Source organism: Novibacillus thermophilus (assembly GCF_002005165.1).
Lineage (GTDB): Bacteria > Bacillota > Bacilli > Thermoactinomycetales > Novibacillaceae > Novibacillus > Novibacillus thermophilus.
This window is the reverse complement of record NZ_CP019699.1, coordinates 2,056,269-2,068,598: the sequence shown is the minus strand read 5'-3', so window position 1 is coordinate 2,068,598 and position 12,330 is coordinate 2,056,269. Positions and strand designations below refer to the sequence as shown.

Below are 12,330 nucleotides of genomic sequence, written 5' to 3'. Positions count from 1 at the left end.
CGTTTTTTGATGACAAGTAGCTCCGGAGACCTAACGGCGAGAAGTTTGCCTGAGCGACAAAGGCTTTGTTTGAACTTACAAAAGCGCTGATGTGCCAGATAGGAAGGCGTATAGGACTTGGTTGATCGGACCAAGCCCGAACGGCAGTCGGCGGCGAAGCCAATGGCCGCCAAATGAGGGGCGTTCGACAAAAACAGGTAGAATGAAACCTACTCCTTTAGTTGTTCCGAAATAAAGGACAGTGTTTCCCGGATCGCTGCCTTTAGTGGCTCAGTTTCTCCTTGAAAAGGATGAACTGTCCCAAACGTGTGATTGCCGCCCTCAATGCGAATCCACTTGATCCGTTTATTGTTCTCAGTCAACTTCGCCGATCCCTCAACGAGTCGTTCGGAATCTTCGGTCCCTTGAATCAATGCCATCGGCATGCGCGACGTTTTAACTCGTTCTAAAATATTAAACCGCTCTCTGTTTTGCTCAATATCTTCTAAGATTTCCAAGTCTAACGGCATATTTTGCTTGGTACGGGCATTTTGCACAAACGTCCTCCCTTTTTCCCGCATCTCTCGCTTCATCTCTTCTGACAAAATCCCGTCAACCTCCACCAACCCGTTCCACGTCAGGACCGCCGACACGTGCTCGGGGTAATCCATGGCGTAAATTTGACAAATGGCACCTCCCCGACTATGTCCGAGTAAAAAAAGGGGAGCTGCCGGAATACGGCGTTCGACGGGTAACTCCCCCTTTCGGACGTGGTCAACAACGGCATGCAAATCTTCCAGCTCCCGGGAGTACGTATTTTTAGCAAATTTCTCCAGTTCATCATACGACGTCAAACGATCTCCTACTCCGTTGTGCGAAAAGTTAAATGTGATCACATCTAACCATTCAGACAGCGCTTCCCCGACATACGGAAACATGCCCCAGTCTTTAAATCCTTTGAACCCATGGCAAATGATTAACGTTCCCTGTGATGCTGATCGCGCAGGAAACACGTCTCCTCGAATGACGCGGTCAGCATTTTTCACGAGTCGAAACGGAATCCGCACGCGCCTCTCTCCCTCGTTGTGTGCTTAAGGTTCTGTCAAAAGATTATCATACCTGCTGCATTGATGACAGCCATCAGTTGCAATTATTAAGTCTGAAGCCATCACTAACGAAGCTTGTTTGTCGTAAATTCAGCCATCGCGACGGCGAGGCGATCTTCCATCTCGATCAGGGACGCCTCCGTAAACCCGTTGGTCAGTATCGCATAAGCGAGCCATTCCCCGTCTCGAGTCTTTACGTAACCCGACAAGGCGCGGACATGGGTGAAGGCACCGACCTTGCCTTTCACGTTGTGCTCTGCCTCCGTCCCTGCATCCGACGGCGGAGTGCTCCTTCTTCCCCAGCCACCGGGAGCGAATCGAAAAAGTGCCTGAATGACGGCTCCTCGCGTACAGCCTGCAACAAGGATACGATCTGGTCCGCTGAAAACAAATTGTACCGCGTCAGGCCAGAGCCATCCAACATGTCCCATCTGGAAGCGATTCCGAGGGTTTCCCTGTATACGTCCACAGCCTTAACTCCTCCAGCAAACGTTCCTTCTCCACCCGTCTCGAACCCGATCGTCTTCAAAATCATTTCCGCAACGTAATTGTCGTTGTAGTGGTTGAGAAAGCGGACGATTTCTGACAGCGGGGGCGACCAGTATGTCTGTACGAGCTCCGCTCCGTCCGGCAGCTCCCCTGCCCGCACTTCGCTATTCGGGTGGAAGCGAACGCCCCTGTCCTGCAGCCGTTCCCGTAAGATTTGTCCAGTATACAGCGCTGGATTTTCCACTGGAATCTGAAGACTGGCTCCGTCAAAGTCGCACGGCAAGCTGCCGGTGAGACGGATGACATTGAACCCGCGCTCTCGTTTTACTTGCAACGTCGGTTTCGAACTCGCCACCCCGGTCACCGCCTCATCGATGACCTGCACATAAGTGGTGTCTGGCGTTAACTTCAAGTCGATACCGTCACCCGGCTTGTCGCCCGGTTCATACTCGAGGCGAACAGTTCCCTGATTCGCGGACAGAGCGGTTATTTGCGGTTGATCGTCGTCACTTTCTTTATCCCAGACCCAGCCCGGTCCGTACACGTGATCCGCGAATGCCGATTCGTCGACAACGATGTCGCCTTTGATTTGCCGAATGCCCAAATCCCGTATTTCTTCGACCATCTCCTCCACCGTCGGTCCGTCTAGCCCGCGTGACATCCCTTCTGTAGTCAGCGTCGGATCGCCGTACCCCTTTATTATGAGGTCCCCGTGCAACACGTGACCGCGCATGCGTCCCGTCCGATACACTTCCGTCCGAAATCGATAATCGGGGCCGAGTTGGGCCAAGGCGGTCGCAGAGGTGAACAACTGCGTATTGGAAGCGGGTGTCATCAAGGTGTGGGCATTGCGCTCATACAGCGTCTTTCCACTCTCCAGGGACCGCACGGCCACCCCCTGGATCACCCCTGCATACCGTTCATCGTCCAGGATGGGATCGAACACAGCAGATAACGGGTACGTCGTCGGCTCTTCCGAGGGGAGATCGGGGTCTGGCAAATCGGGATACGAAGCCAAGGCGACCGCAATCCGATCCTGCATGTCCAGTGCATGCTCACTCTTGTACACCCCATTCAACATGATGGAAAAAGCCAGCCGTTCCCCATCACCCGTTTTCACGTAACCGGCCAACGCATTGACACCGCTCATGCTTCCTGTCTTCGCCTGAACGTTTCCTTCCGCCGCTGTACCGACCATGCGGTATTGTAACGTGCCGTCCACGCCCGCCACAGGTAAAAACGAACGGAATCGTTCTCCTGCCGGATGCGCGTCCATCGCCACCAACAGCTGGACCAAATGATGGGGAGAAATGACATTCAGCCGCGACAGACCGGATCCATCCTTTTGCACATATCCTGAGTCCAACCCAGCGACGTCCTTGGCAAATGCGGCGATCTCAGTAAGTCCAGCCTCTGTACTCCCCTCTTCCTGTTCACGGGCGCCCAATTGTTTGACGAGCGTCTCCGCAATGAGGTTATCGCTGTCTTTCATCAGCTCCCGCAAAATCGCGTCCAACGTCGGAGACGCCGTCTCTGCCACGAGTTTTTGAGAACCATTCACCTTCCCGACCGCCACTTTTGAACGGGGATGAAGGGCGATGCCCACCTCCTTCAGGTTCTCTCGCAACACGTGACCGGCAAACAGGGCAGGGTTTTCAACCGTACGCGTTACTTGGACACCTTGATGGGCCTTACGGGAACTACGATACTCTGTGATCTGGTCTGTATTCTCCATGCCGCTACCGTGCGCCTTTGTCAGCCTGCCATCGTATTGAACGCCGATCGTTCCGGACACGACGATCTCGTTTTTTAACCGCGGCCGCTCGACCGTCAGGTCGTCTTCGCTCCCTTCGACCGTTGTAGCGCGGTTAATCACCTTCACGTAATCGGGAGCTGGGGTAATGGAGACCTTCGGTTTCTTCCCCGGTTTCGTCGGCTCTACTAACACATCTACCGTGTTTTTGTTCACAGTTAAAGCGCTAATCTGGGCACTATACGCATACGGTTCGTCGTCCCACATCCAGTGCGGCCCCAAACGCTGTGCGTCAAAATAACTGTCGTCGACGACGATATTGCCGTTGATCCGGCGTACCCCTCTCTCTGCCAAGGACCGTGCCAGCTTGCGCAGCTGTTCCGGTGTCAAGACGGGATCTCCGTAACCTTTAAGCACAATGTCCCCTCGTAACACTCCACCTTTCGTCACCTGACCGTCTATGTACAGTTTCGTTGGAAATCGCTGATCGGAAGGCCAACGGTCCAGCGCTGTGGCCGTGACGAGTGTTTTCATTGTCGAAGCGGGAACGAATGTTTTTTTCTCATACATCGCCGCCAGTGTCTGCTGGCGGTCCAGCGAGTACACTTCGTACCCGACCACCATCCCGGCCGCATCTGGCTCGTCCTTCAGTTCTTCCACATATTGGCGCAATGTGTCGGCTAACCGTTTATCCGCAGGAGCCTGCTCCTGGGCCACCACGGGCAAAGTCCAACTGATAAAGAGCAGCAGTACGATGAAACACGACGCCACCTTTGTACCGATCAATGTTGCGCGCTTCATTCCCCTTCATCTCCTCACTGGTTCAAACTCGACTGCAACCATCTACCCACTTTATGTCCACCTTTATCTCGTGACACTCTCCTCAATGATCAACGCTCTTTCTGTAGCATGAAGACTGACCGTTACCCCGAGGGGTAAGGTCATTAACGGTTTAGTATGACCTGCCATGACGTTGTATATCGTCGGTTTACCGTATGGAGCCACGATTTGCTCCAGAAGGTCCTTGACAGTGAAGCTGTCGGGAAGACTTTTGGCTTCGCAGCCAGTCCAGTCCCCGATCACAAAGCCTGCCGCCTCAGCTAACTTGTTCGCCATATCCAGTTGTGTCAACATGCGGTCGATTTTGTAAGGTTCCTCGCCAACATCCTCCAAAAAGAGAATGCGATCCTTCGTTTCAATCTCAAAAGGCGTTCCAATCGTCGCTGCGAGCAAAGACAAATTTCCGCCGACGAGCCTGCCAGTTGTCCGTCCTGGAACCAAGCATTCGATACGGGTGCCTGGTGGATTTGCCACTTTGCCGAGACGGCCGTTTTGTGTCAACGCCCGTAACAAACTCTCTTTAGAATAATCATCCAAATCCCCGACGATTTCAGGGCTGGCCATCGGGCCGTGCAGTGTCACCAGACCCGCTTTTTGCCAGAATGCCGTATGCAAGGCCGTAATATCGCTATAACCGATAAACAACTTAGGATGTTCGGCAATTAACTCGTAGTCCAAAAGCGGAAGCACGTGCATCGACCCGTACCCGCCCCGTAAACACATAACCGCGTCGACCTCGGGGTCTTTAAACATGTGATGAACGTCTTCTGCTCGTCTCTTTGCCGTGCCTGCTAGGTAACCACCACAACGCTCGAAGCACGTTTGCCCCAATTTGACACGAAATCCGAGCATTTCGAGAGCGGCTTTCGCTTTCGAGACCATTTCGGGCTCTGCCAGCGGGCTAGCCGGCGCAATGATGCCGATCGTATCCCCGAACGTTAAGGCCTTCCCTTTGACCATTCGCGAGCACACTCCTTCATATAATTACCCGAACATTAAATTAACCACAAAAACGGCTGTCAGCAATCCGACGACATCGGCAATGAGTCCGGCTGGCAAGGCGTGGCGCGTCTTTTTCACAGATACAGCCCCAAAGTACACGGCGAGTACGTAAAATGTCGTTTCCGTTGACCCCATCATGACAGAGGCCATTCGCCCAACCAATGAATCGGGACCAAAACTGTTGAACAGTTCTGTCATTACCCCTTGTGCACCGCCTCCGGACAAGGGCCTCATAATGGCCATCGGGAATACATCCGCTGGCATTCCGATGAGTTGGGTGACAGGCGCTAAAACATTTGTCAGCAACTCCATGGCGCCAGACTCCCGGAAGACCCCGATGGCAACCAGCATCGCAACCAGAAAGGGAATGATGCGAACAGCTGTCGTAAAGCCTTCCTTCGCCCCGTCGGTAAAAGCTTCGTACACTTTCACTTTCTTGATGTATCCGTATAACGGTATGGCGAGTAACACAAAAGGAATCGCATACAACGAGAGAGCTTCCATAAATTTGACAAACATTTTATACACCCCTTACTTTTACATAGTTTCAGGAAACAGCTATAAAGATTGGTCCGCGTCGTCCTGCTTCGGTTGACGCATCGCTTTTGTATACGAGAACACTGGCAGTTTTTCCAACAACTTAACGGCAATGATCGCGGCGATCGTGGATACCGTGGTGGCGACAATGATCGGGCCTATGACTTCTGTCGGATTTTGGGAGTCTGCAGCAGCTCTGAGACCGATAATCGTCGCTGGAATTAAAGTCAAAGAAGACGTATTCAAAGCTAAAAAGGTGCACATGGCATTAGAAGCCGTCTCTTTATGGGGATTAATCTTTTGCAGTTCAATCATCGCCTTGAGGCCTAACGGTGTTGCGGCATTCCCCAGCCCGAGAATATTCGCCGCGATATTCATGAGCATGCTCCCCATAGCCGGATGTTCCGCTGGCACGTCAGGAAACAGGCGCACCATGACGGGCTTGACCGCTTTGGCAAGTAAACGGACCAGCCCACCTTCTTCCGCGATTTTCATGATTCCTAACCACAGCGCCATGATACCGATTAACCCGATAGCCAATTCAACGGCCGTCTCTGCTGAATCGATGGCTGCTTCTGTCACTTCTTGTGTCCGTCCGTTGGCAACCCCGACAACAATTCCAATGGCGAGTAACAAAAACCAAATCACGTTGATCATTATGCCCATCCTTCCGAAAATTTATTTTTGTAAAACTAGTCTAGCATTTTTTGTGCCACTTATCATCGTCTTTTTGGGTAAGAAATCTAAACTTTTAATTTTATTTCCCATTATTGAATGCAAAAATGTCCTATTTTTCTTTAAAATCTAACCGAAATTTAAATCATTCAATTCATAACATTTTCCACAATATGCAGACGGAGTTGTGTATAATAATGGTAACGTTTTGACATTTGGAGTCGTATCATGGAGCACTTGAAAACGGTTCACCAACAAACTGTGAACATTTCTCCCACAGTGTCCTTATGCGTCAAAGGTCCGGTAACAAGTGAAGAAGTACGGAAGTACTCCTTTCACGACGGTCTTCACGCGTTCCGTCCACCTGAGGAGCAGCAGCGAGCGATTGCCGAGATTGCCGATTTGCCCGAAGGACGTATCATCCAGGCGACGAACGAAAAACAGGTTGTTGCTTACGTGACCTTCCTGTACCCCGATCCGCTGGAGCGTTGGTCGGAAGGAAACATGGAGGACTTACTGGAATTAGGGGCCATCGAAGTGGCCCCGCCTTACCGCTCCCACGGTGTCAGCAAAGCGCTGTTGAAAACTGCCTTTGCCGACGAATACATGGAACACTACATTGTGATCTCCACTGAGTACTACTGGCACTGGGATTTAAAAGGGACAGGCCTTTCCGTGTGGGAATACCGCAAAGTGATGGAAAAAGTGATGGGCTGTGTCGGCATGACCGTATTTGCCACCGACGATTCCGAAATCACCGCGCACCCCGCCAACTGCCTGATGGCGCGCATCGGCAGCCGTGTCCCGCCGGAGTCGGTGGAACAGTTTAACCGCCTGCGCTTCCAACATCGCGACATGTACTAACGGGGCAGTGTGCTGACAAAAGGGGCAGCCCGTTGCAGAGCCTGTGCAAAGGAGCTTGATGAAGAGGGGATGACCATGTTGGTACAGGATATCATGAAAACCGATGTCATCACGATCCACCCGTCGGAAACGATCCGCTTGGCGCTCTTGACAGTCCAGGAACACCGCATTCGACACTTGCCCGTCGTCGACCAAGGCGGGCTCGTCGGAATTGTAACCGATCGCGATTTGCGCGACGCGTCTCCGTCAACGCTGGAGCGGGTGCGGGATGAACGCATCATGGCACAACCGGTCTCTTCCATCATGACCAAGGAAGTCCTGACCGCCCACCCCCGCGACTTCGTGGAGGAAGCCGCTTTGACCCTTTATGAGTACAACGTCGGCTGTCTACCAGTCGTGAGGCAAAACAGGATCGTCGGCATCTTAACCCGGAAAGACATATTGCACACGTTAGTGGAACTGATGGGCGTAACCAAACCCAGTCAACGGGTGGAGATGACCGTTCCCGACCAAGCCGGCGTCCTCGCAGAAGTGACGGAAGTTTTCCGCTCCCACAACATGAACGTCGCCAGTGTGTTCACCTACACTGGAGAGGAACCGGATTCGCTGCACCTCGTCTTCCGCTTGGAGACGATGGACGCGCGGGACGTCGTCAACGAACTGGACGCCAAAGGATTCCGTGTCGTGTGGCCGACGAAAGACCCGAAAGACTGGGATTGATCATCATGTCCGTACGCTTCGTATTCAGTGAACACGTGACCCGCTACTTCTTCCACGAACAGCACCCTTTTAACCCAAAACGCTTACTGCTAACTGTCGATCTCATGCAGGCCTTCCACCTGTTGACAGAAGAACAGCTGCTTCCGCCGCAACCGGCGTCTGACGACGAGTTGGCCCTTGTACACAACCGTTCCTACATCGACTTGATCAAAAAGTGCTCGGGAAACGACTACACCCCCGACGATCTGGCAGCGTGCGGCTTGGACACCGAAGATACTCCCCCCTTTCCCCATATGCACGACGCCGCCGCCCTTATCGCAGGAGGAACCGTTCAGGCTGTCCAACACGTCGCAAACAGGGACTGCGAGCATGCCGCTAATTTGGCAGGCGGGTTGCACCACGCCTTAACCGGGAAGGCTTCCGGATTTTGCGTGTACAACGACGCATCCGTCGGAATTGCTTGGCTAAGAAAACATTTCCCCGACATGCGCATCTTGTACATCGACACTGACGCCCACCACGGGGACGGGGTACAGTGGGCCTTTTACGACGATCCCGCCGTGTGCACTGTGTCCATCCACGAAACTGGTCGCTATTTGTTCCCGGGGACGGGGGACTACAGTGAGCGGGGCGACGGCCAGGGGTACGGTTTCACCATCAACGTCCCCCTGGACGCCTTCACGGAAGACGATTCGTACATCGAAACGCTGGAGGCGGTCCTGCCCGAGGTCGTCGACAAAGTTCAGCCGGACTTCGTCATCTCCCAGCACGGCTGCGACGCCCACCGCTTCGACCCCCTCACCCACCTCGCAACCAGCATGCGCATCTACCGCCACATCCCTCGGCTGATCCATCGCCTTGCCCACACGTACTGCGACGGACGGTGGGTCGCCCTGGGCGGCGGAGGCTACGACATTTGGCGCGTCGTCCCCCGAGCGTGGACACTCCTCTGGGCAGAAATGAACGATCACGACTTGAGCTGCTCGCCTGTCCCCGCGGCGTGGCGGGAAAAGTGGCAAAAAGAAAGTCCCGTCCCGTTACCGCCCACCCTGTACGATCCAGTTGACCAGTGGAAACCGATTCCAAGGCGGGCCGAGATCACAGAGAAGAACCGGCGAACGGTGGAACGGGCGCTCATCGGCGTACCGAAAGTAGCACAAAAAAACCGGGGCAAAGGTTAAAACACATGCCCCGGTTTTAATTATGCTTATAAAAGCATGCCTGCAATGGCAGCACTCAACAAGTTCGCGAGCGTTCCGCCTATAACGGCCAACAGTCCGAATTGCGCAATATCTGGACGGCGTTTAGGAGCCAACCCGCCCAAACCTCCAAGGAGGATAGCTACAGCCGCCAGATTGGCAAAACCACATAAAGCAAAGCTGACAACAGCGACCGTTTTGTCAGAAAGAGAACTTATTTCCGGTGCAAATGAACTATAAGCGACAAATTCGTTAATGACAAATTTCTGCCCGATAAATGATCCAGCAAGAACGGCTTCCTCCCACGGTACACCGATAACAAAAGCTAACGGAGCAAAAAGATAACCGAGAATGGTTTCCAATGTTAGGGATTCGACCCCGAACCACCCACCGATCCAACTTAATCCTAAATTAATAAGAGCAATGAGGGAGATAAAAGCCAACAACATGGCCCCGATTTGGAGCGCTATGTTCAATCCAACCGAGGCCCCTTTCGCAGCGGCGTCAATCACGTTAATCGTATCGGTGTCCTTTTCAATTTGAATGTCTTGTTCTACCCTCTTGACTTCTGTTTCGGGCACCAAAATTTTAGCAATTAACAGACCCGCTGGTGCGGCCATAAAACACGCAGCCAAGAGATATTCTAAAGGAATACCCATTAGGGAGTAACCAACCAGTACGGACCCGGACACGGAGGCTGTACCACCTGTCATGACTGCAAAAAGTTCAGACTTTGACAATTTTTCTAAATAAGGTTTGATGACAAGGGGCGCTTCTGTCAAACCGACAAAAATGTTAGCGGCCGCTGACATCGACTCCGGGCGAGTCGTTTTTAAAATCCTGGACAGAAAACCTCCTATGATCTTGATTAAAAATTGCATCACTCCAAGGTAATACAAAACCGAAATCAGAGAGGAAAAGAATATAACAACTGTCAGTACCTGAAAAGCAAAGATAACGGCATCTTCACTTAAAACACCACCGAAAAGAAACTGAATTCCCTCATTTGATGAATCAATGATCGTCTGGACAAAGGCGGTAATTTTTTGAAAGACAAGTCGTCCAGTTTCCCATTTTAAAACAGCAAAGGCGAATCCAATCTGAATAATTAAAGCACCCAGTACAGTACGGATATTGATCGCTTTTCGGTTGCGCGACGCAAGAACAGCGATTCCCAATATGACAAATATGCCAAAAAGACCCCATAAAATTTGCATAGCAATCCTCCAGTAAGTTAATTGGTATTAATCAATCTCACGCAAAACGGTAAGCAACATGTCTTTAAAAGCCGTTCGGTCAACTGCCTCACAAACGCGGACATTCGGTTTCTTTCCCAGGCGATGGTTGATATCCACGAGACTGTATCCCCGTGTCAGGTTACCCACGGTCTCAACGTCAACGTAATAATGGGAAGACTGAGTCATGATGCTTGGATCCGCTGCAATGGCAACAAGTAGTGTATCGGGATGTGTTGTCCCGTTGAGACGGTGCACTTCTTTATTAAACTTTTTGACCACTCGGTTTACATTGATAAAAAACTCGCTTCCTTTTGTACCTAATGCTGCAATCTCTTCGTGATCGTCGTCATCCATAACAGAATATCGAGTGCACATTTCCCAACCGACCATAGTAATCGGAATTCCAGAATGAAGCACAATTTTAGCTGCCTCTGGGTCAACCCAAAAGTTGTATTCCGCCGCAGGTGTAATATTGCCCAACGCATTGTTCGTGCCGCCCATAATGTATAGGTGGGCAATGTCCTGTACGATAAACGGCTCTTTTTTAATCGCCATGGCGATATTGGTCAAGGGAGCAATCGCACACAACGATATTTCACCGGGAAATTCTTTTACTTTCTCAATGATAAAATCGACGGCATGTCCAGATTCCGGGCGTTGTATAGCTTTCTCAAAGAAAGAATCGCCCATTCCGTCTTTTCCGTGAACATCTTCGACCGTCACGTGTTGTTCTTCTCCAATGGCGAAAATGGGTCGTTCATACCCTTTGTAAACAGGAACTTGTCCACCTTTTCCAGCTACTTGAATAGTGTAAAGTGCATTCTCAACTTGTTGATCAAATTGTACGTTCCCGCCGGTGATCGTAACCCCTTCCACTTTAAAGTTGTGTAGGGCTGTCAATAGAGCGATCGTGTCGTCACCCGCTGTGTCCGTATCAATAATAATGCGTTTCGTCATATTGTCACCCTCCATCCAATCTCAGTTAATGTTCTGCTTTTTGCGCTAAGCCTGTAATGTAGTCGAAAAACGCCTCGCGGTCTACATCGTACACGAGCTGAATGGGTCTACCTTCTTTTGCAGCTTCTATCCTTCCTTGGCTCGGTCCAGAAGTATGGACTACACTGTAGACAGTCCGTTTTTTCACAAGCTTGCTGTTTCCAATGGTCGCGGTTGCTAACACATCCCACAGAAAATAAGTGGAATTGGTTTGAAAATGGACGAGCGGTGGACATATAGCATAACATTGTCCTATAAAATCAACTCCTGTGTGCGTCCTGAGAGAAGCCCAACGATCCCTCACCTCGTGAGTCAAGGGCACTTTATTCGTACTTTCCAGTGCGACAAGGTTGATCGCAATCTTACTTCGCCACACACATGCAACGGCCTCTGGATCCCAAAACGCATTCCATTCCGCAGTGCCATCGTGTTCCGGTTCCTGCACGTTCCCTTGTTCGAGAAAGGTACCGCCCATCCAAACTAATTGTTCAATCTTGTCCTCTATGTCAGGAGCTTCATCCAGTGCCCTTGCCAAGTCTGTCAGCGGACCAGTAAATAACAGTGTCATCTGTTCCTTTGATTCCCTAATTTTTTGAATGAGATGTCGATGTGCCGGAAGTTTGGAGACAACCGTCTTAATCGGTCGGTATTCATTCAAAATGGGCAATGCATCCACAAAGAATGCATGCAAACGCCACTCCTTTGGAAATGGATTTTTCCCACGAGAATTGGAAGTGGCTACATCAAGGTCTTGTCCATGTCCGAATCGATCCACGATTTTTTGGCTGGCGTGAACAGCAGGCTCCAAATAACAATCTGCTGGAATAACCCCTACCCCCGTTAATTCCACTTCGTCCATTTGAAGCAGTAAAAATAACGATACGAGATCATCAACACCACCATCATGATTTAAATAAACTTTCTTCCCCATA

Annotated in this window: 10 protein-coding genes and 1 pseudogene; 3 read left to right on the top strand and 8 right to left on the bottom strand. The window is 51.3% G+C overall.

Going from position 1 to position 12,330, the window contains the following annotated elements:
* Nucleotides 1-209 precede the first annotated feature (209 nt).
* The 5 genes and pseudogenes from B0W44_RS10255 to B0W44_RS10230 form a co-directional block, all read right to left on the bottom strand.
* Nucleotides 210-1,046: an alpha/beta hydrolase family protein gene (locus B0W44_RS10255; RefSeq protein ID WP_077719957.1), complete on the bottom strand. Its 837-nt coding sequence runs from the start codon at nucleotides 1,044-1,046 to the stop codon at nucleotides 210-212.
* Nucleotides 1,047-1,150: 104 nt separating this feature from the next.
* Nucleotides 1,151-4,128: pseudogene (dacB, locus tag B0W44_RS10245) on the bottom strand (D-alanyl-D-alanine carboxypeptidase/D-alanyl-D-alanine endopeptidase).
* Between the two features lie 63 nt (nucleotides 4,129-4,191).
* A complete protein-coding gene (locus tag B0W44_RS10240; RefSeq protein ID WP_077719954.1) occupies nucleotides 4,192-5,127 on the bottom strand; it encodes a S66 peptidase family protein in 936 nt (311 codons plus the stop codon).
* A 24-nt stretch (nucleotides 5,128-5,151) separates the two neighbouring features.
* Nucleotides 5,152-5,688 (bottom strand): spore maturation protein, encoded by a 537-nt coding sequence (locus B0W44_RS10235; RefSeq protein WP_077719953.1) that lies wholly within the window; start codon nucleotides 5,686-5,688, stop codon nucleotides 5,152-5,154.
* 39 nt (nucleotides 5,689-5,727) lie between these two features.
* Nucleotides 5,728-6,363 carry a nucleoside recognition domain-containing protein gene (locus tag B0W44_RS10230; RefSeq protein ID WP_077719952.1) on the bottom strand — a complete coding sequence of 212 codons (636 nt, stop codon included), beginning with the start codon at nucleotides 6,361-6,363 and terminating at the stop codon, nucleotides 5,728-5,730.
* Nucleotides 6,364-6,609: 246 nt separating this feature from the next.
* On the opposite strand from B0W44_RS10230, the gene B0W44_RS10225 reads away from it, so the two are divergent.
* The 3 genes from B0W44_RS10225 to B0W44_RS10215 all read left to right on the top strand — a co-directional run bounded on the left by B0W44_RS10225 (nucleotide 6,610) and on the right by B0W44_RS10215 (nucleotide 9,146).
* Nucleotides 6,610-7,245, top strand: coding sequence for a GNAT family N-acetyltransferase (locus B0W44_RS10225; RefSeq protein ID WP_077719951.1), 636 nt, complete (start codon nucleotides 6,610-6,612; stop codon nucleotides 7,243-7,245).
* 75 nt (nucleotides 7,246-7,320) lie between these two features.
* The gene (locus B0W44_RS10220) at nucleotides 7,321-7,965 is read left to right on the top strand and encodes a CBS and ACT domain-containing protein (RefSeq protein ID WP_077721340.1); all 645 of its coding nucleotides are present in this window, start codon (nucleotides 7,321-7,323) and stop codon (nucleotides 7,963-7,965) included.
* Nucleotides 7,965-9,146 (top strand): acetoin utilization protein AcuC, encoded by a 1,182-nt coding sequence (locus tag B0W44_RS10215; RefSeq protein WP_149027111.1) that lies wholly within the window; start codon nucleotides 7,965-7,967, stop codon nucleotides 9,144-9,146. Before B0W44_RS10220 ends, B0W44_RS10215 begins: the two co-directional genes overlap by 1 nt.
* 26 nt (nucleotides 9,147-9,172) lie before the next feature.
* On the opposite strand, the gene B0W44_RS10210 is transcribed toward B0W44_RS10215, so the two are convergent.
* From B0W44_RS10210 to B0W44_RS10200, 3 genes are read right to left on the bottom strand one after another with little or no spacing between them, the layout of a single operon-like run.
* Nucleotides 9,173-10,381 (bottom strand): NupC/NupG family nucleoside CNT transporter, encoded by a 1,209-nt coding sequence (locus tag B0W44_RS10210; RefSeq protein ID WP_077719950.1) that lies wholly within the window; start codon nucleotides 10,379-10,381, stop codon nucleotides 9,173-9,175.
* 27 nt (nucleotides 10,382-10,408) lie between these two features.
* A complete protein-coding gene (locus tag B0W44_RS10205) occupies nucleotides 10,409-11,359 on the bottom strand; it encodes a nucleoside hydrolase (RefSeq protein WP_077719949.1) in 951 nt (316 codons plus the stop codon).
* Nucleotides 11,360-11,384: 25 nt separating this feature from the next.
* Nucleotides 11,385-12,329, bottom strand: a complete 945-nt coding sequence (locus B0W44_RS10200; RefSeq protein WP_077719948.1) for a nucleoside hydrolase — start codon at nucleotides 12,327-12,329, stop codon at nucleotides 11,385-11,387.
* Between the last annotated feature and the right edge of the window lies 1 nt (nucleotide 12,330).

What these genes read in the sequence shown, in the direction of transcription:
- B0W44_RS10240 (WP_077719954.1), bottom strand. Translation starts at nt 5,127, where the DNA reads ATGGTCAAAGGGAAGGCCTTAACGTTCGGGGATACGATCGGCATCATT.
- B0W44_RS10235 (WP_077719953.1), bottom strand. Translation starts at nt 5,688, where the DNA reads ATGTTTGTCAAATTTATGGAAGCTCTCTCGTTGTATGCGATTCCTTTT.
- B0W44_RS10230 (WP_077719952.1), bottom strand. Translation starts at nt 6,363, where the DNA reads ATGATCAACGTGATTTGGTTTTTGTTACTCGCCATTGGAATTGTTGTC.
- B0W44_RS10225 (WP_077719951.1), top strand. Translation starts at nt 6,610, where the DNA reads ATGGAGCACTTGAAAACGGTTCACCAACAAACTGTGAACATTTCTCCC.
- B0W44_RS10220 (WP_077721340.1), top strand. Translation starts at nt 7,321, where the DNA reads ATGTTGGTACAGGATATCATGAAAACCGATGTCATCACGATCCACCCG.
- B0W44_RS10210 (WP_077719950.1), bottom strand. Translation starts at nt 10,381, where the DNA reads ATGCAAATTTTATGGGGTCTTTTTGGCATATTTGTCATATTGGGAATC.
- B0W44_RS10205 (WP_077719949.1), bottom strand. Translation starts at nt 11,359, where the DNA reads ATGACGAAACGCATTATTATTGATACGGACACAGCGGGTGACGACACG.
- B0W44_RS10200 (WP_077719948.1), bottom strand. Translation starts at nt 12,329, where the DNA reads ATGGGGAAGAAAGTTTATTTAAATCATGATGGTGGTGTTGATGATCTC.